Origin of the sequence: Marinobacter sp. VGCF2001, from assembly GCF_049943275.1 — a bacterium.
Classification (GTDB): Bacteria; Pseudomonadota; Gammaproteobacteria; order Pseudomonadales; family Oleiphilaceae; genus Marinobacter.
Map to the genome: position 1 here is coordinate 93,904 of NZ_JBNFVX010000011.1, position 18,006 is coordinate 111,909.

Annotated in this window: 16 protein-coding genes; 13 read left to right on the forward strand and 3 right to left on the reverse strand. The window is 58.0% G+C overall.

What is annotated here, in order from left to right; all coding sequences use genetic code 11:
* Positions 1 to 176: 176 nt before the first annotated feature.
* Positions 177 to 1,517 (reverse strand): 30S ribosomal protein S12 methylthiotransferase RimO, encoded by a 1,341-nt coding sequence (rimO, locus tag ACP2AU_RS11820; protein ID WP_426376401.1) that lies wholly within the window; start codon positions 1,515 to 1,517, stop codon positions 177 to 179.
* A 311-nt stretch (positions 1,518 to 1,828) separates the two neighbouring features.
* Between rimO and ACP2AU_RS11825 the strand changes: the two genes are divergently transcribed.
* The 4 genes from ACP2AU_RS11825 (at position 1,829) to ACP2AU_RS11840 (ending at position 6,136) form a co-directional block, all read left to right on the forward strand.
* Positions 1,829 to 2,251 carry a PilZ domain-containing protein gene (locus tag ACP2AU_RS11825; RefSeq protein ID WP_426376402.1) on the forward strand — a complete coding sequence of 141 codons (423 nt, stop codon included), beginning with the start codon at positions 1,829 to 1,831 and terminating at the stop codon, positions 2,249 to 2,251.
* Positions 2,252 to 2,423: 172 nt separating this feature from the next.
* Positions 2,424 to 3,338 carry a sulfate adenylyltransferase subunit CysD gene (gene cysD / locus ACP2AU_RS11830; protein WP_426376403.1) on the forward strand — a complete coding sequence of 305 codons (915 nt, stop codon included), beginning with the start codon at positions 2,424 to 2,426 and terminating at the stop codon, positions 3,336 to 3,338.
* Position 3,339: 1 nt separating this feature from the next.
* Positions 3,340 to 4,998: a sulfate adenylyltransferase subunit CysN gene (cysN, locus tag ACP2AU_RS11835; protein WP_426376404.1), complete on the forward strand. Its 1,659-nt coding sequence runs from the start codon at positions 3,340 to 3,342 to the stop codon at positions 4,996 to 4,998.
* Between the two features lie 121 nt (positions 4,999 to 5,119).
* A complete protein-coding gene (locus tag ACP2AU_RS11840) occupies positions 5,120 to 6,136 on the forward strand; it encodes a nucleoid-associated protein (protein ID WP_426376405.1) in 1,017 nt (338 codons plus the stop codon).
* 166 nt (positions 6,137 to 6,302) lie between these two features.
* On the opposite strand, the gene trmH is transcribed toward ACP2AU_RS11840, so the two are convergent.
* Positions 6,303 to 7,037: a tRNA (guanosine(18)-2'-O)-methyltransferase TrmH gene (gene trmH, locus ACP2AU_RS11845; protein ID WP_426376406.1), complete on the reverse strand. Its 735-nt coding sequence runs from the start codon at positions 7,035 to 7,037 to the stop codon at positions 6,303 to 6,305.
* Between the two features lie 338 nt (positions 7,038 to 7,375).
* Between trmH and miaB the strand changes: the two genes are divergently transcribed.
* The 5 genes from miaB to lnt are packed head-to-tail and all read left to right on the forward strand — an operon-like array spanning position 7,376 to position 12,604.
* Positions 7,376 to 8,722, forward strand: coding sequence for a tRNA (N6-isopentenyl adenosine(37)-C2)-methylthiotransferase MiaB (gene miaB, locus ACP2AU_RS11850; RefSeq protein WP_426376407.1), 1,347 nt, complete (start codon positions 7,376 to 7,378; stop codon positions 8,720 to 8,722).
* 49 nt (positions 8,723 to 8,771) lie between these two features.
* A complete protein-coding gene (locus tag ACP2AU_RS11855; RefSeq protein ID WP_426376408.1) occupies positions 8,772 to 9,758 on the forward strand; it encodes a PhoH family protein in 987 nt (328 codons plus the stop codon).
* Positions 9,755 to 10,228 (forward strand): rRNA maturation RNase YbeY, encoded by a 474-nt coding sequence (gene ybeY, locus ACP2AU_RS11860; protein WP_426376409.1) that lies wholly within the window; start codon positions 9,755 to 9,757, stop codon positions 10,226 to 10,228. Before ACP2AU_RS11855 ends, ybeY begins: the two co-directional genes overlap by 4 nt.
* Positions 10,225 to 11,070: an HlyC/CorC family transporter gene (locus ACP2AU_RS11865; RefSeq protein WP_426376410.1), complete on the forward strand. Its 846-nt coding sequence runs from the start codon at positions 10,225 to 10,227 to the stop codon at positions 11,068 to 11,070. Before ybeY ends, ACP2AU_RS11865 begins: the two co-directional genes overlap by 4 nt.
* Complete coding sequence (gene lnt / locus ACP2AU_RS11870) at positions 11,060 to 12,604, forward strand: apolipoprotein N-acyltransferase (protein ID WP_426376411.1); 1,545 nt, start codon at positions 11,060 to 11,062, stop codon at positions 12,602 to 12,604. Before ACP2AU_RS11865 ends, lnt begins: the two co-directional genes overlap by 11 nt.
* A gap of 46 nt (positions 12,605 to 12,650) precedes the next feature.
* Here lnt and ACP2AU_RS11875 read toward each other — a convergent pair whose 3' ends face one another.
* On the reverse strand, positions 12,651 to 13,199 hold the full coding sequence (locus tag ACP2AU_RS11875; protein ID WP_426376412.1) for a zinc ribbon-containing protein: 549 nt from the start codon (positions 13,197 to 13,199) through the stop codon (positions 12,651 to 12,653).
* 150 nt (positions 13,200 to 13,349) lie between these two features.
* Here ACP2AU_RS11875 and leuS point away from each other — a divergent pair, with 150 nt between their 5' ends.
* The 4 genes from leuS to ACP2AU_RS11895 all read left to right on the forward strand — a co-directional run bounded on the left by leuS (position 13,350) and on the right by ACP2AU_RS11895 (position 17,892).
* The gene (gene leuS, locus ACP2AU_RS11880; RefSeq protein ID WP_426376429.1) at positions 13,350 to 15,935 is read left to right on the forward strand and encodes a leucine--tRNA ligase; all 2,586 of its coding nucleotides are present in this window, start codon (positions 13,350 to 13,352) and stop codon (positions 15,933 to 15,935) included.
* 1 nt (position 15,936) lies between these two features.
* Entirely contained in the window at positions 15,937 to 16,512 is a 576-nt protein-coding gene (gene lptE, locus ACP2AU_RS11885) for an LPS assembly lipoprotein LptE (RefSeq protein WP_426376413.1), read from the forward strand.
* Positions 16,509 to 17,513 carry a DNA polymerase III subunit delta gene (gene holA, locus ACP2AU_RS11890; protein ID WP_426376414.1) on the forward strand — a complete coding sequence of 335 codons (1,005 nt, stop codon included), beginning with the start codon at positions 16,509 to 16,511 and terminating at the stop codon, positions 17,511 to 17,513. The genes lptE and holA overlap by 4 nt, the downstream gene beginning before the upstream one ends.
* A 115-nt stretch (positions 17,514 to 17,628) precedes the next feature.
* Positions 17,629 to 17,892: a hypothetical protein gene (locus ACP2AU_RS11895; RefSeq protein ID WP_426376415.1), complete on the forward strand. Its 264-nt coding sequence runs from the start codon at positions 17,629 to 17,631 to the stop codon at positions 17,890 to 17,892.
* The last annotated feature ends 114 nt before the right edge of the window (positions 17,893 to 18,006 follow it).

Below are 18,006 nucleotides of genomic sequence, written 5' to 3' on the forward strand. Positions count from 1 at the left end.
AGCCTGTCGAGTTTTGGGAGGGGTGGGTTTGGGCCCCCTTCCCAAAAAACGCTCCTTGCGGCACATCCATGTGGCGCTTCGCTCCGGCCATCCATGGCCTCCGAGATTTTTGTGAAGGGGGCCCAAACCCACCCTGCCAAACGCTTGAACAATCGTCTGCCAGGACCACGCCAAAGTCAGATCAAACGCGCCCAGAGATCATGCTCATCGGTATGCTCTACAACAGCCTGTACAATCTGACCGGGAACCAGGTCGGTTTCATCGTTCAGGTAGACCATGCCATCTATCTCTGGCGCATCAGCCTTCGAGCGACCAATCGCACCTTCCTCATCAACCTCATCGATAAGCACATCAATGGTCTTACCGATCTTGGCCTGCAGTCGAGCCGACGATATTTCTGCCTGCTTGGCCATGAAGCGAGCCAGGCGTTCCTCTTTGACCTCTTCGGGCACAGCCCCTTCAAGTTCATTGGCCGGCGCTCCTTCCACCGCGCTGTAGGTGAAGGCACCCACACGGTCCAATTGCGCCTCGTCCAGCCAGTCCAGCAGGTACTGGAAGTCTTCTTCCGTTTCACCCGGAAAGCCGACGATGAAGGTGGAACGAATGGTCAGTTCCGGGCAGATTTCCCGCCATTTACGGATGCGCTCCAGGGTCTTGCTGTCGTGCGCCGGGCGCTTCATCGCTTTCAGCACCTTCGGGCTGGCGTGCTGGAACGGAATATCCAGGTACGGCAGGATCTTGCCTTCGGCCATCAGCGGGATGATGTCGTCTACATGGGGATAGGGATAGACATAGTGCAGGCGCACCCAAACGCCCATCTCGCCCAGGGCTTCACACAGCGCCTGCATTCTGGTTTTCAGCGGACGGCCCTGCCAGAAGCCGGTGCGATATTTGATGTCCACGCCGTAGGCGGAGGTGTCCTGGGAAATCACCAGGATTTCCTTAACCCCGGCATCCACCAGCCGCTGGGCCTCATCCATGACGTCACCAATCGGCCGGCTTACCAGGTCGCCCCGCATAGAGGGAATGATGCAGAAGGTACACCGATGATTGCACCCCTCCGAAATCTTCAGGTAGGCATAGTGGCGCGGTGTAAGCTTCACTCCCTGGGGAGGCACCAGGTCTACAAACGGATCATGCTCTTTTTGGGGTGGCACATACTGGTGAACGGCACCTACCACCTCTTCGTAAGCATGGGGACCAGAGACCGCGAGCACGCCCGGATGGGTTTCGCGAATACGCTCCGCTTCCACACCCATGCAACCAGTCACGATCACCTTGCCGTTCTCGTTAATGGCCTCACCGATGGCGTCCAGGGACTCCTGCTTGGCCGCGTCAATAAAGCCGCACGTGTTTACGACAACAATGTCGGCATCGTTATAGGTGGGCACGACATCGTAACCGTCCAGCCTAAGCTGGGTCAGGATACGTTCAGAGTCTACCAGGGCCTTAGGGCAGCCAAGGCTGATGAAGCCCACCTTGCCGCTCTGGGGTACGTTTTGCGTTTTTTCGGTCATAAAAGCCTGCAGGGTGTCCGGAGCCCAAGCTCCCGATGAATGTTGCCAGCGATTTTACCTCAGCCCCGGTCGAACTGCAGCAGCTGCAACGCAGCCTCCCCCTCGCTAAAACACCTGACCCGGATCAAATCTCCTGCGGAAATTGTGACACTGTGTTCAGAAACTTGTCGCAAACCTGCCACAATATACGGCGGACTTTCTTGCCGATCATTTTTTAACCACCTAAAATCGGTGTCGTTAATCCGTTTTTCTGGAAGGCGACTATGGGACAAGCAACTTCTTTTAAAACCACACATGCCAGACGAGTTCACATGAAACCGCTTGCCGCCAAATCCAACCTGCGCAACCAGCAACGGGTGGACGTTTCAACAAACATCAGCATCGAGAAGCCCGATGGCTGCTGCCTGACCTGCGAAGTGTCCAACCTGTCGCGCTCCGGGGTGATGCTGTCGTGCAATCAGGAAACGGTCAAGCAACTGATTCCCGGGCTGAAAACGCCCGCGCCCGGGCACTGGATTGAAGTAAAAACCCGATTCACGGTGCCGGTGCTGGCAACACAACCGGTCACCGTGCGCGCCGATGGCAACATTGTGCATATGCGCCGTATTGCCCGTGACGAATTCCAGATCGGCATACAGTTCAGTGAATTCGAAGGCAACGGCTTTGACTACGTCGACCGTTATGTAGCGAAGTTGTTGTCCGATGCACGCAACCCTTCTGATGACGCGCACTGAACAGCGCGCACGTCGAGGCAGGCAACCAGGATCATTGACGGACACCGGGAGCCAGGGGCGGCTATATTATTAGAACCTGAAATTCTTACAGCACTCCTTCTTATACCCTAACGCGCTCTGCTATAGTGGTTCATCCAAATTACAGCCTTCACTTTGGCCTTCATGGCAACGGATGAACATGACCACATACAACCTCACGCATCTCAAACAGCTGGAAGCCGAGAGCATCCACATTATCCGGGAAGTGGCCGCCGAGTTTGACAATCCGGTCATGCTCTACTCCATCGGCAAAGACTCTGCCGTTATGCTGCACCTTGCCCTGAAAGCGTTTTACCCCGGCAAGCCACCGTTTCCCCTGCTGCACGTTGATACCACCTGGAAATTCCGTGACATGATCACCTTCCGGGATAACGTGGCGGAAAAATTCGGGCTGGATCTGATTGTGCACACCAATCAGGAAGGGGTAAAACAGGGTGTCGGGCCGTTCAGCCACGGCAGTGCCAAGCACACCGACATCATGAAAACCCAGGCTCTGAAGCAGGCCCTCGACAAATACAAGTTCGACGCTGCCTTTGGCGGCGCGCGCCGGGACGAAGAAAAATCCCGGGCCAAGGAGCGGGTGTACTCGTTCCGGGACGAGCATCACCGCTGGGACCCGAAAAACCAGCGCCCGGAGCTGTGGAACATCTACAACGGCAAGGTCAACAAGGGTGAAAGCATTCGTGTATTCCCGCTTTCCAACTGGACGGAACTGGACATCTGGCAGTACATCTATCTTGAGAACATCGATATCGTGCCGCTGTACTATTCCGCAGTGCGCCCGGTGGTGGAACGTGACGGCACTCTGATCATGGTGGACGACGACCGGATGCCCCTGAAGGAGGGCGAAAAGCCAATGATGAAGTCGGTGCGCTTCCGAACCCTGGGCTGCTACCCCCTTACCGGTGCCATCGAGTCTGAAGCCAACACGCTGCCCGATATTATTCAGGAGATGCTGCTGGCCACCAGTTCAGAGCGGCAGGGCCGGGTGATCGACCACGACTCAGCGGGCTCCATGGAACAGAAAAAGCGGGAAGGGTATTTCTAAGATGTCACACCAGTCTGATCTGATTGCGGAAGATATTCAGGCCTACCTGAAGCAACACGAAAACAAAGAGCTTCTGCGCCTGCTGACCTGTGGCAGCGTGGACGACGGCAAGAGCACGCTCATTGGCCGCCTGCTGCACGACACCAAGATGATCTACGAAGATCACATGGCCAGCCTGCAAAGCGACAGCGCCAAAATGGGCACCACCGGCGAAAAACTGGACCTGGCGCTTCTGGTCGATGGCCTTCAGGCCGAGCGGGAGCAGGGCATCACCATTGATGTCGCCTACCGGTATTTCAGTACCGACAAGCGCAAATTCATCATCGCTGACACCCCGGGTCACGAACAGTACACCCGTAATATGGCCACGGGCGCGTCCACCTCGCAGCTGGCCATCCTGATGATCGACGCCCGCCACGGCGTGCTCACCCAGACCCGTCGCCACTCCTACATTGCCTCTCTGCTGGGCCTGCGGCACATCGTGGTCGCTGTGAACAAAATGGACCTGGTGGATTTCAGGGAGGAGCGTTTTAACGAAATCCGCGACGACTACCTGGCCTTCGCCTCTCGACTGGGCCTGAAAGACATCCGGTTCGTGCCGATCTCGGCCCTGGACGGGGACAACGTCGTCAGCAAAAGCGAGAACACCCCCTGGTTTACCGGCCAGCCGCTGATGGAAATTCTGGAAACCGTGGAAGTCTCCCGGGACAAAAACCTGGAACATTTCCGCTTCCCGGTGCAATACGTCACCCGCCCGAACCTGAACTTTCGCGGCTTCTGCGGCACCATTGCCTCCGGCGTGATCCGTCCTGGCGACGCGGTCATGGCCCTGCCCTCCCGGCGCACCAGTAAAGTAAAGGAAGTCGTAACCTTTGACGGCAACCTGGATGAAGCCTACATCGACCAGGCGGTGACCCTGACGCTGGAAGATGAAATCGACATCAGCCGTGGCGATATGCTGGTGAAAGCTGAAGACGAGCCTGAGGTCCACAACCGGTTCAACGCGAACATCGTCTGGATGACCGACGCACCGCTGGAGACCGGTCGGTTGTACGACATCAAGCTTGGCCCTACCTTTACTTCGGGCACGGTGAAGAAAATTCACCACCAGACCGATGTAAACACTCTGGAGCAACAGGCCAACCCCAGCCAGCTGGCACTGAACGAAATCGGCTTGTGCGAGCTGACACTGAACCAGCCCATCGCGTTCGACGCCTATCAGCGCAATCACGCTACCGGCAGTTTCATTGTCATTGACCGCCTGACCAACGTGACCATCGGGGCGGGCATGATCGCCGGCCTGGCCGATGGCCTGGAATCCCTGGACCCGGTCACCAACGAAGAACGGGCACGACGCCTGGCCCAGAAACCGGCCATCATCGCCTGCAATGGCAAGCACGGGCCGGAGCTGGCGCTGGCAGTTGAGCGCGCGCTGTTTGACCAGGGCAAAACCGCCGTGGTCGTCACCGAAGAAAACGCCGGCGACGCCGACGAACGCCGGCGGGTTGCGCAATTGCTGACCGCTCACGGGCTGGTGGCCATTGCCGTCAATCTGGGTTCCGACATTGCCAACGCCACTGCCCATGCCGAGAACGACACCGACATTCCCGACGCCGTGTCGGCACTGGCCCAGGAGCTGATCCGCAGCAAGCGAATCTGACCCTGTCACGGCCCTGACAAACCCCGGCGCGACCCTGATATCGGCGCCGGGGTTTCTTTCTCTGCAATCCATGGCACAATCACGCTCCGCCAAGCCGACCTCATCTGACAGGAGCTGACCCATGGCCATCAAACACCTGCGCACCGCCTTCGCCAGTCAATACCAGCCGGGCCAACCCGCTCGCCTCATGGCCGGCGAAGCCCTGCAGGAACCCGGCGGCGATTACGAAGCCCTACACAAGCAGATGAAGCGCCTGTTCAACAGCAAGCCCGGCAAGAAATACGGCCGCTTCTCAGACGAGATTGGCGAAAGCCCGTTCAGCGCCTGGCTGAAAGACTATCTCGAAGAAAAACAAAGCTTCGCCGCCATGACCGACCGCCTGTTCGGCCAGTGGCAGGAACTGCTGACCGGCAGCCAGGAAGAATTCGACGGCCACCTGATGATTGTCCACGACGCCCTGGCCGACGCCGAGGTGGTGTACCTGTACGTGCTGGAAACCGACAGCGCCATGCGTTTTGACGGGAGCCAGAAACTGGATGCCACCGACGTGCTCAGCCTGTCGCGCCTGAACCTGGCGGTGCGCATCGAACTCGACGACTGGCGCAACGGCAATGGCAGCGAAAACTACATGACCCTCGTCCACGGCCGCGGTACCGGCGAGCCGGGAGAACTTTTCATCCGCCTGTGCGCCTTCACCAACAGCGTCGATGTAGAAAAAGAAACCATGACCTTTCTGGACGCGGTGGAATCCTTTGCCAAATCCAGCGAACCGGAAAAAGCCGGCGAGGTACGCGCCAAAGCCTACGAATTCTGCAAAGACCAGCACGCCCTGGGCGAGCCCGTGGAAATCGAAGCCCTGTCCAACTACCTGGACGAAAGCCAGCCCCAGCGCTTCAAGGAGTTTGCCAGCGAAAACGCCGAACTGCCGGAAAACGGCGTTCTGCACCCGGACCACCGCAAGGTGAAAAAGCTCGTGCGCATCGCCGGCTCCGGCGGCGGCATGAGTGTGTCTTTCTCGTCCGACCTGGTGAACCAGGCGGTCTACTACGACCGGGACAAAGACGCCCTCACCATCACCCGCCTGCCCAAAGCCCTGCGTGAACAACTGCAGCGGTATCTTGAGGCCCGGGAGACCTGAGAGTCGATTTTGGCCTCGGTAGCCTGCCGAGGCTAGTGGCGGGCTGCGGGGTGGAGATTTCTTTTTTCTTGGAAAAATAACTCGCTTCGCTCAGACATCTTTTTCCGGCGAAAAAAGAAATCCCCACCCCGCGCCGGCATAATATTAGCGCTGAATCCCTGGCGAATCAGCTCTGCGCCATATTCTCTGGTTGCTCGTCCCACCGCGGACGCTCAGCCCGCAGCTTTCGCACTTCCTGCATCCAGCCTACACCGTCCACCAACTCACCAGTGTCATGATTTAACGGAGGATACGGCAGATTGCGGTCATCGCAGTATCGCTTCACCGTAGGCTGACACCAGCAAAACAACAGGCGCTCGTACTCATCATCCGGCATCCGCCGCTGATCAAACATCCCCGCCAGCTGACGCTGCCGCTGCGCCTCGGACAAAATAATCGAACAGGCCGATGACACATTCAGCGATTCCACCATACCCATCATCGGCACCACAACGTGCTCATCCGCCTGCTCGGCCGTGACCGGATTCACCCCATCCACCTCGTTACCCATGATGATGGTACAGGGCACGGTGTAATCCACCTCGCGGAAATCCACCGCCCGATCCGACAACTGCGCCGCATAGAGTTTGTGCCCCTGGGCTTTGAGCTCTGTCACCGCAGCCTCCATGGTTGGGTGAGTGTGGGTCGTCACCCAGCGAAAACTGCCCCCGGCGGTCTTGCGAAATGCCCGGAAGCCTTCCTTCGGCCAGACCACGTGCATATTGGCCAGCCCAAAGGCATCACAGGAGCCGATGATGGCCGACAGGTTCCGGGGTTTGTGTACCTGATCAGTGAGCACCCGCAGATCGGGTTGGCGGGTGTTCAAGATTTGCTTGATTCGAGCTAGGCGTTCGGGGGTCATGTTCGCAAGTCATTCAAGTTACGGTGAGATTTTCGCCAAACCAAGGCTTTCGAGAAATCCCACGCCAACACACGGGAAGGGTTTCGGGGTTGGCTTTCCAAAAATTTCGAAGGCCAAGGATGGCCTGAGAGAAGCGCACATGGATGTGCTCGTAGCGGTTTTTGGAAAGCCAACCCCGAAAGCCTTCGAGCACCAAGGCCGGGATGATAGCACACAGCAGAATGAGGAATACCGAGACAACGGTGGTTGAAGATTAAGCACCCCGCTATAATACCCAGTCCATTTTTGCCTGCGCCCCACTCCACCCCGGCGCCCATACACCAGATAACGTGAGACCCATGGCCAAAAAGCTGTACATCAAAACCCACGGCTGCCAGATGAACGAGTACGACTCTGCCCGCATGGCCGACCTGCTCAAAACCGGCGAAGCGGTCGAAATGACCGACAGCCCGGACAACGCCGACATCCTGCTGCTGAACACCTGCTCCATCCGCGAAAAAGCCCAGGAAAAAGTATTCCACCAGCTCGGCCGCTGGAAACGTCTCAAAACTCAAAAACCCGACCTGATTATCGGCGTCGGCGGCTGCGTCGCCAGCCAGGAAGGCCAGGCCATCCTCGACCGGGCGCCTTACGTCGACATGGTCTTCGGCCCGCAAACTCTGCACCGCCTGCCCGACATGATCACCGAAATCCGCACCAAAGGTGACGGAGTCGGCGTGGTCGACGTCAGTTTTCCGGAAATCGAAAAATTCGACAACCTGCCCGAGCCCGGCGCCGACGGCCCCTCCGCCTTCGTCTCCATCATGGAAGGCTGCAGCAAATACTGCACCTTCTGCGTGGTGCCCTACACCCGTGGCGAAGAAGTCAGCCGCCCGGCGGACGACGTCATCGCCGAAGTCGCCCACCTGGCCACCCTCGGCGTGCGGGAAGTCAACCTGCTGGGCCAGAACGTCAACGCCTATCGCGGGGAAACCCACGACGGCGACATGATGGACCTGGCGGAACTGATTGAACTGATCGCCACCATCGACGGCATCGACCGCATCCGCTACACCACCTCTCACCCGGTGGAATTCAGCGATGCGCTGATTGACGTTTACGAGCGTGTGCCCGAACTGGTCAGCCACCTGCATCTGCCGGTACAGAGCGGCTCTGACCGCATTCTGGCGGCCATGAAGCGCGGCCACACCGCCCTGGAGTACAAGTCCAAACTGCGCCGGTTGCGCAAGATCCGCCCGGACATCAGCTTTTCCTCAGATTTCATCATTGGCTTCCCGGGCGAAACCGACAAGGATTTCGAAGACACCATGAAGCTCATTAACGACATCGGCTTCGATATGTCGTTCAGCTTCATCTACAGCGCCCGTCCGGGCACACCGGCATCAGATTTGCCGGACGATACGCCAATGGATGTGAAGAAGCAGAGATTGAGCATTCTTCAGGACCGTCTGAACCAGAATGTCATGGATATCAGCCGGAAGATGGTAGGCTCGACCCAGCGGATTCTGGTAACCGGCTTGTCCAAAAAGGACCCGGGTGAGTATGCCGGCCGCACGGAGAACAACCGCATTGTGAACTTCCGCCATGAGAATCCGGAAGTCGTTGGCCATTTCATCGACGTTGAAATCGTCGAGGCCTACCCCAACTCGCTTCGGGGTGTTCCCGTGTATTCGGAGCTGTTTTAGACACCGGCCCGGGCACCGAAGCCAGAGTAACAACCAGAACGGAGCAAGATTGAACACTCACGATACCAGACAATTCGACCTGCACCCGGTGGATCAGCGCCGCCTGGCCACCCTGTGCGGACAGTTTGATGAACACCTGAAAATGGTCGAGAAACGACTTCAGGTGAAAGTCGGTCGCAGGGGCCACCACTTCCGGGTGGAAGGTGCCACCGAAAACGTCGCGGCGGCCGTGGAGGTTATCCGGCATCTTTACCGGGAAACCGAGGCCAGCGACGACATTTCTCCCGATACCGTACACCTGTTTATCCGCGAAACCGGCCTGGAACGGTTGCCGGATGACGTGCCTTACGACGAAGGCCAGGTGACGGTGATCAAAACCCCGAAGCTGACAGCCAAACCCCGGGGCCGGAACCAGCAGAAGTACGTGCACAACATCCGCACTCACGACATCAATTTCGGCATTGGGCCAGCCGGTACCGGCAAGACCTGGCTGGCGGTAGCCTGCGCGGTGGAAGCCCTGAAAGACGAACAGGTGAAGCGGATTCTGCTGGTGCGGCCAGCCGTGGAAGCCGGCGAGAAGCTGGGCTTCCTGCCCGGTGACCTTGCCCAGAAAGTCGACCCCTACCTGCGCCCGCTGTACGACGCGCTTTACGAAATGCTCGGGTTTGACCAGGTCACTCGCCTGATCGAAAAGAGCGTGATCGAGATTGCCCCGCTGGCGTTCATGCGCGGCCGTACCCTGAATAATTCGTTTATTATTCTGGATGAGAGCCAGAACACCACCCGGGAGCAAATGAAGATGTTCCTGACCCGAATAGGATTCGGCTCCACCGCGGTGATTACCGGCGACACCACTCAGGTGGATTTGCCTCGTGGACAAAACTCCGGCCTGATACATTCTGCCAACGTGCTAAGCAAAGTGCCGGGTATCGGGTTTACCCGTTTCGATGCCAAAGACGTGGTACGTCACCCGCTGGTTCAGCGCATTGTTGAGGCCTATGATGCCTTTGACAACGGCAGTGAATCGGGCCAATGAGTATGGTGACCGTAGATATCCAGAAGGCGTTTGATGGTTCAGGCGTCCCGGATGCCGGCCTGCTTGAAACATGGGCGGAAAAGGCCTGGCAGGGCGACAATCCGACCGAAGTAACCATCCGTATTGTCGGTGACGACGAGAGTCGCGAACTGAATCACCACTACCGTGGCAAGGACAAACCGACCAATGTTTTGTCCTTCCCATTTGAAGCACCAGCGGGTATAACGGTGCCATTAGCAGGAGATCTCGTGATTTCCGCACCGGTTGTTGAACGGGAGGCGCAAGCGCAAGGCAAGCCTCCTGTCGCCCACTGGGCCCACATGGTGGTGCACGGTATGCTGCACCTGCAGGGCTTCGACCATATCGAAGACCACGATGCCGAGGTCATGGAAGCCCTCGAGGTCAAGCTGCTGGCGCAGCTCGGCTTTGCGAACCCTTACGAAGCAGAGGAAACGGAACCAGACTCATGAGCGACGACCAGTCGAGTCGCAGCCAGGGCAGCAAGTCCTGGCTGGAGCGTATATCACAGGCCTTTTCCAGCGGGCCTGAGTCCGTCGAGGACGTGCTGGAAATCCTGCGGGATGCTGAATCCCAAAGCATCGTTGATGCCGATTCCATGAGCATCATTGAAGGTGCCATGCAGGTGATCGATATGCGGGTGGATGAAATCATGATTCCCCGCTCCCAGATGATCACCGTCAAGGCCTCTCAGGAGCCCAAAGAATTCCTGCCCGAAATCATCGCCTCCGCCCACAGCCGTTTCCCGGTCATCGGCGAAAGCCAGGATGACGTTATCGGCGTTTTGCTGGCCAAAGATCTTCTGCCCCTCGCACTGAACAACGACCTGAACTGGAACCGGATTCGCGAAATCCTGCGCCCGCCCACCTTCGTGCCGGAAAGCAAGCGCCTCAACCAGCTGCTGAAAGAGTTCAAGGAAAACCGAAACCACATGGCCATCGTGGTGGATGAGTACGGCGGGACAGCTGGCCTGATTACCATCGAGGACGTTCTGGAACAGATTGTCGGGGAAATCGAAGACGAACACGATTTCGATGAAGAAACCCACATCAAGGCCCGTGGCGATGGCAGTTTTGCCGTCAAGGCAGTCACCTCCATCGACGATTTCAACGAATTCTTCGAGACCGATATGGATGAAGAGGAGTTCGACACCATCGGCGGCCTGGTCCTGAAAGAGTTCGGTCATCTGCCCAGACGGGGTGAAACGGTTGAATTTGGCGGCTTGCAGTTTACTATTGCCAACGCCGATAACCGAGTCATCCGTCTGTTGCAGGTAACCCGCAGTGAGTCATGACCCAGAATACCCGCCACTGAAAACCCCGCTCGCCACCGGAAAATGGTCCAGCGCCGCCATTCTTGTGATTGCCGGCGCCCTGCAAACCCTGACCTTTTCTCCGTTTTACCTCTGGTGGCTGGGGCCGGTATCCATCTTTCTGATCCTGCTGGTTACCGTTCATCAGGCGCCCTCCAGGCTATTCCGGTCGGGCTGGCTGACAGGCCTGGGGCTGTTTGCTTCCGGTGCCAGCTGGATTTACATCAGCATCAGCAAACACGGTAACACCTCCGTGCCCCTGGCCATCGTGCTGATGGTTATTTTCATCGCAGGACTGGCCCTGTTCCACGGGCTTGCCTTCTGGTTCTGGGGCAAACTGGCGAAAGACAGCGCGCCACGGCGCCTGCTGCTGTTTCCGGCCATCTGGATACTGGGCGACTGGCTGCGCGGCTGGCTTTTAACCGGATTTCCCTGGCTCTACCTGGGCACCGCGCACACCGACGGGCCACTGGCGGGTCTGGCGCCACTTGCCGGTGTGCATGGCATCACCTTCTGGGTAACCCTCACCGCGGTGGCAGCTTACGGTGCCTGGTGGCTGGTTAACTCGGGAAGGAAGGCGACGGCGGCAATTGCCATGTTTGCCGCCCTGCTGCCCTGGCTGATTGCCCCCACGCTGAACAAAGCCGAGTGGACCGAACTGAGCGAAAAGCCCATCAGTTTTGCGGCAATGCAGGGCAACATTCCCCAGCAGATCAAATGGGACCCGGATTTTTTGCGAGACCAGATCGTCACCTACCTTGGCATGACCGAAGATCACTGGCAGACCGACCTGATTCTCTGGCCGGAAACCGCAATCCCCATCCCCCAGGACCAGGCCGGCCAGATCATTGAGCACATCCGCACACAACTGGGCGATAACAGCACCCTGATCACCGGCATCCCCTGGTACGGCTACAGCCCGAAGATTGAAGACAACACCTTCCACAACAGCATCATGGCCATCGGCAATGGCGAAGGTATCTATCACAAACAGAAACTGGTGCCCTTTGGCGAGTACGTGCCACTGCAGGGCTTGCTACGTGGCTTGATCGGTTTTTTCGATTTGCCCATGAGCAGCTTCACTCCAGGCCCCAAATATCAGTCTCCACTGGTCGCCAATGGCCTGAAAGTCACCCCCTACATCTGCTATGAAGTTGCCTACCCTGATTTCGTTGCGTTCAACGCCCGCAACACGGATCTGCTGCTGACCATCAGTAATGACGGCTGGTTCGGCGATTCCATCGGCCCGCTGCAACATCTGCAGATCGCCCGTATGCGCGCGCTGGAAACCGGGCGATATATGCTGCGAGGCACCAACAACGGGGTGACGGCGATCATCAATCACAAGGGACAGATTACCGAACGTATCCCGCAGTTCGAGCGCAGGGTGCTTACCGGTGAGGCATTCACCGCCTCCGGCAGCACGCCCTATATGCAAACCGGCTCATGGCCGGTGCTCACCCTGGCCGTAATACTCATTGTCTTTGTTCGGGAGCGTGTTATCCCGAAAAACTGAACACCGGGCTGATGAAACCAGGTCCCTCACCGGCCCGGTGTTCACATCAGCTGTCCTTCTGTGGCCAGCGGCTGGTTACCCGCTCGAAGTAGTGGGAACCACAAGCTTCGCAGGGGTGGAGGTGGCTGGTACGGGTGAGGCAAAGCATATGGCTGCAATTCATGCACCGGAACATACCCGCCGTCGCCACTTCACCGGAGATATAATGGCTGACCTCCTGGTTCTCGAGCTTCTGCCTGAGCTCAAGGGTATCAACCAGGGTCTGGTCTGCCACCGAAAGCAACCGGTCAGCGAGCGTATGCTCAAGCAGAGCGATATCTACCTGCAACCACTCGCCCAACCCTTCACCGGTTTCTTCCACAAAATGCAGCAGGTGCTCCAGGTCACGCTGCAGGTAGGCTCCCAGCAGATCCGCTTCCTCGCGAGTCATTTCTTCAAGCTCGTACTCGACTTCAATCGCTTTCTGTACTTCCTCCTCCAGCGTCTGCAACGAAGTTTGCTGAAGCTCGCGCAGGCGTGTCTGCACTCGCTCAAGCATCCGGTCGTAGACATCCAGGGCTTTTCCGGACAGGTGACTGCGTTCTGGCTCGGTCATTTCGGCTCCTTAAATTACACCTTGCACCTGTCTCTCAGTCTGGCACAAACCCGCAAAATTGGCAGACTACCTGTTACGCCGCGTGTGCGTTAGAATGTTCGGCCTTTTCGAACATCCTTTTCACACAGGGTACTTTTGGCAATGGCAGGAATGGACGAACAATACAACCCAGGTGAAGTAGAACAGACCGCCCGCAATTTCTGGGAAACCAACGAGACCTTCAAGGTCAGGGAAGAGCCGGGCAAGCCCAAGTATTACTGCCTGTCCATGTTTCCCTATCCCAGCGGCAAACTGCACATGGGCCACGTTCGCAACTACACCATTGGCGACGTAATCTCCCGCTACCAGCGTATGCAGGGCAAGAACGTGATGCAGCCGATGGGCTGGGATGCGTTTGGCTTGCCCGCCGAAAACGCCGCGATTGCCAACAAGTCTGCGCCGGCGACCTGGACTCGCTCCAACATCGAGTACATGAAAAAGCAGCTCAAGCAACTGGGCTTCGGGTATGACTGGAGCCGGGAACTGGCAACGTGCGACCCGGATTATTACCGCTGGGAACAGTGGTTCTTCGCGCGTTTGTACGAAAAGGGCCTTGTCTACAAAAAGATGTCGACCGTCAACTGGGACCCGGTAGACCAGACGGTGCTGGCCAACGAACAGGTGGTTGATGGCCGGGGCTGGCGATCAGGTGCCCTGGTGGAACAAAAGAAAATTCCCCAGTGGTTTATCCGCATCACTGATTACGCCGATGAGCTGCTGAACGATCTGGACGACATGGAAGGCTGGCCGGAACAGGTCAAGACCATGCAGCGCAACTGGATTGGTAAATCGGTGGGTACCGAACTGACGTTCCCGCTGAAAGAACAGGACGGCGGCCTGACCGTGTACACCACTCGCCCCGACACCCTGATGGGAGTCAGCTACATGGCGGTGGCTGCGGAACATCCTTTGGCAAAAGCAGCGGCCGAACGCCACCGCGATGTCGCCGAGTTTGTTGACCATTGCCGCAACAGTAAAGTGGCCGAAGCTGAACTGGCCACCATGGAAAAGAAGGGCATTGATACCGGTTTCAGCGCCATTCATCCACTGACCCAGGAAGAGATTCCGGTGTGGGTGGCCAACTTTGTGCTGATGGATTACGGCACCGGCGCTCTTATGGCGGTGCCCGGGCACGACGAGCGTGACCACGAATTCGCCGTCAAATACAAGCTGCCGATCAAACAGGTGATCGCGCCCAACGACAGCCGTGATCTGGATATTCAAGAAGAACCCTTCACCGAAAAAGGCGTCTTGGTCTCCTCCGGAAAGTACAGCGGCCTGACCAGTGATGAAGCCTTCGAGGCCATCGCCGATCACCTAGAAACCCAGGGCATTGGTAAACGCACGGTCAATTATCGCCTGCGCGACTGGGGCGTTTCCCGGCAGCGCTACTGGGGCGCTCCGATTCCGATGATGACCCTGGAAGACGGCACCGAAATGCCGGTCCCGGACGACCAGCTGCCCGTGCGTCTGCCCGAGGATGTCGAAATGGACGGGGTGCAATCGCCGCTCAAAGCCGACCCGGAGTGGTGCAAGACCACGTATAACGGCCAGCCGGCGACCCTGGAAACCGACACCTTCGATACCTTCATGGAGTCATCCTGGTATTACGCGCGTTTCTGCAGCCCCAACTACGACAAGGGGATGCTCGACCCCGCTGCGGCCAACTACTGGCTGCCGGTTGACCAGTACATCGGTGGTATCGAACACGCAATTCTGCACCTGCTGTACGCCCGGTTCTTCCACAAACTGCTTCGCGATGTGGGTCTTGTGAACAGCTCCGAGCCCTTCAAGCGTCTGCTGACTCAGGGCATGGTGCTGGCCGAGACCTACTACCGGAATGAAGATAACGGCGGCAAGACCTGGTACAACCCGGCCGATGTAACTGTCGAGCGTGACGGTAAAGGCCAGGTGGTGCGGGCCGTACTGAAATCAGACGGCGAGCCGGTGGAGATCGGCGGCGTCACCAAAATGTCCAAGTCCAAAAACAACGGCATCGACCCCCAGGCTATTATTGATCAGCACGGCGCCGACACCGTGCGGCTGTTCATGATGTTCGCGGCGCCACCGGAGCAATCCCTGGAATGGTCCGACAGTGGTGTGGAAGGCGCCCACCGCTTCCTGAAACGTTTGTGGCGGATGGTCAACGAACACGTAGGCAGTGGCCCGGCACCGGCCGTGGAAGCTGGCACGCTGAACAGTGCCCAGAAAGACCTGCGCCGCAAGACCCACGAAACCATTGCCAAGGTCAGTGACGACATCAGCCGCCGGCTGACGTTCAATACCGCCATTGCCGCGGTCATGGAACTCCTTAACGAGGTGGGCCGTCTGGGTGACGACGAGCCCCAGAGCCGCGCCGTGCGCCAGGAAGCCTTCGACACAGCCGTGCTGGTGCTGTCTCCGATAGCACCGCATATCTGCCATAACCTGTGGCAGACCCTCGGTCACTCCGAACCGGTGGTCGATGCCACCTGGCCGGAAGCCGATGAAAACGCCATGGTTCGCAGTGAGCTTGAAGTGGTCCTGCAGGTGAATGGCAAGGTGCGCGCCAAAGAAAACGTGCCTGCCGACATCGGTAAAGCGGATCTGGAAAAGCTTGCCCTGGAAAACGAGAACGTTATGCGCTTCACCGACGGCAAGACCGTGCGCAAAGTGATTGTCGTACCGGGCAAGCTCGTTAACGTGGTGGCCAACTAAAATGACCGGCCCTGCCCCTGAATGGACCAAGCTTGGCCGGTTGGCGGTTCTTGCCACGCTGCTCACACTGAGCGGTTGCGGTTTCCAGTTACGGGGCAGTTCTCCGGTGCCGGCTGCCCTTCAGCCGCTGGCCATCGACTGCGCAGGCTCCATGCCCGGGCAATTTTGCCGGTCACTGCGGGAGCAATTGCAACTGGGAGGCATCGAGCTAAGCTCGCGTGAAAACGCAGACTACCTGCTGCGGCTGACCGACTACCAACAGGACCGCCGGGCATCTGCGATTACCGCTCAGGCGGCGGCTGCGGAGTATATTCTCCGGCATACGGTGGCCATGGAACTGTTCACCAGGGATCAGATGCCATTGATCACCACCACCGAGCTCAGTGCCACCGAAACCTACCGCTACGACGAGACCAACGTGCTCGCCAAACAGCGGGAGGAGGATGAACTGCGGCAACAACTCGGAGACCGCCTTGCCCAACAGGTGATATTCCGTCTGGCACCAATGTCCCGGCAGCGCATCAATCTTCTGAAACAAGCACACACGGCCGGCGACGGCACACCGGAATCACCATGAAAACCCAGCCTGGCCAACTCCCGCAACTGCTGAAGAAAGGCCTGGCCTCGGTTTATCTGATTTCAGGTGATGAGCCCCTGCTGGTTCAGGAGTGTTGTGACCAGATCCGCGCTGCAGCCCGCAACGCCGGCTACCTGGACCGCCTGACGTTCCATGCCGACAATCAGCTGGACTGGAATACGGTGGCCGACGAGTGCAACGCCCTGTCGCTGTTTGCCGAAAAGCGGCGCATCGAGATTCATCTACCGACCGGCAAACTGGGCGACGGCCGCCGGGTTCTGGAACAGGTGCTTCAGTCGCCACCGGAAGATGTGGTTCTGCTGCTGATCAGCGCCAGGCTGGATGCGGCCGAAACCAAACGCAAATGGTACAAGGAGCTCCAGGGCCACGGTGTTCATATTCCGGTCTGGCCGGTAGACGCCGACAAGTTTCCCGGATGGCTGCAACAGAGAGCTACCGCCAGGGGGCTGACGCTGACCCGGGGAGCCCTGGAGATTCTGGCCGAACGACTCGAGGGAAATCTGCTGGCCGCCAGCCAGGAACTCGACCGACTGGCCTTGCTCACCAACGGCAAGTCCATCGATGAGGAAACCGTTGAGCAGGCTGTGCAGGACAGCGCGCGGTTCAACGGCTTTGAACTGGTGACAGAGCTTCTGTCAGGAAAGGCCGTGCACGCCGGCCGGATGATCGGCGTCCTGGAACAGGAAGGTGAAAACCCGTTGGGCCTGCTTACCGTTCTGGTTCGCGACCTGCACCTGGTCATTGAGCTCAAGACCTCCCTGCCCCGAGGTGAAAATCCCGCCGGCTTTCTGAAAAAACGAGGCGTTTTCCAGCCCAAACGCGCCTCTGCCGTGCAGCAGGCGGCCCGTCGACTGGCTCTGCCCCAGCTACACCAGGCCCTCAACCTCTGCAGCCAGACAGACCGGGCGGCCAAAGGGTTTGACGACCTTTCCCCCTGGCATCATCTTCGTGACCTCTCGGTAGTCCTGTCCGCGGGCTAATCGGGCAGACTGACCTGAATCAACCTGCGGCAACGGAGCCCGATCGGGGTCTTGACACTTTTTCACGTTCGGGCGCATTGTAGACACACCAAATCATCAGGGAAGGAGAAAAATCATGAGTCTGCAAGACGATTTCAACAAGCTGTCCGATAAAATCAAGCAATACCGGGACGAAGCGCGTGTCCAGCTGCACCTGGCCCGGGAAGATGTAAAAGATGAATGGGATGACCTTGAGCAGGACTGGGACCGTTTTCGCTCAAAACTGGACCAGATTCGTCATGACGCTGAAGACGCCAGTCACGAAGCAAGAGAAACCGCACAGAAACTGGGCGAAGACCTGAAAACCGGGTATCAGAACATTCGTAACAAACTGAAATAAAGCGTTAACCGGTTAACAAATAGACACATCTCTCTCACCGTTGTGCGCTTTGCCGCACGGGCTCTGTGCCATAATTCACAGTAAAGACTGAACAGTTCGTCATAATTTCGGCGA

Bases quoted from the DNA above. Each gene is read 5' to 3' on its own strand.
- rimO (WP_426376401.1), bottom strand. From the start codon at position 1,517: ATGACCGAAAAAACGCAAAACGTACCCCAGAGCGGCAAGGTGGGCTTC.
- ACP2AU_RS11825 (WP_426376402.1), top strand. From the start codon at position 1,829: ATGAAACCGCTTGCCGCCAAATCCAACCTGCGCAACCAGCAACGGGTG.
- cysD (WP_426376403.1), top strand. From the start codon at position 2,424: ATGAACATGACCACATACAACCTCACGCATCTCAAACAGCTGGAAGCC.
- cysN (WP_426376404.1), top strand. From the start codon at position 3,340: ATGTCACACCAGTCTGATCTGATTGCGGAAGATATTCAGGCCTACCTG.
- ACP2AU_RS11840 (WP_426376405.1), top strand. From the start codon at position 5,120: ATGGCCATCAAACACCTGCGCACCGCCTTCGCCAGTCAATACCAGCCG.
- trmH (WP_426376406.1), bottom strand. From the start codon at position 7,037: ATGACCCCCGAACGCCTAGCTCGAATCAAGCAAATCTTGAACACCCGC.
- miaB (WP_426376407.1), top strand. From the start codon at position 7,376: ATGGCCAAAAAGCTGTACATCAAAACCCACGGCTGCCAGATGAACGAG.
- ybeY (WP_426376409.1), top strand. From the start codon at position 9,755: ATGAGTATGGTGACCGTAGATATCCAGAAGGCGTTTGATGGTTCAGGC.
- ACP2AU_RS11865 (WP_426376410.1), top strand. From the start codon at position 10,225: ATGAGCGACGACCAGTCGAGTCGCAGCCAGGGCAGCAAGTCCTGGCTG.
- ACP2AU_RS11875 (WP_426376412.1), bottom strand. From the start codon at position 13,199: ATGACCGAGCCAGAACGCAGTCACCTGTCCGGAAAAGCCCTGGATGTC.
- leuS (WP_426376429.1), top strand. From the start codon at position 13,350: ATGGACGAACAATACAACCCAGGTGAAGTAGAACAGACCGCCCGCAAT.
- lptE (WP_426376413.1), top strand. From the start codon at position 15,937: ATGACCGGCCCTGCCCCTGAATGGACCAAGCTTGGCCGGTTGGCGGTT.
- holA (WP_426376414.1), top strand. From the start codon at position 16,509: ATGAAAACCCAGCCTGGCCAACTCCCGCAACTGCTGAAGAAAGGCCTG.
- ACP2AU_RS11895 (WP_426376415.1), top strand. From the start codon at position 17,629: ATGAGTCTGCAAGACGATTTCAACAAGCTGTCCGATAAAATCAAGCAA.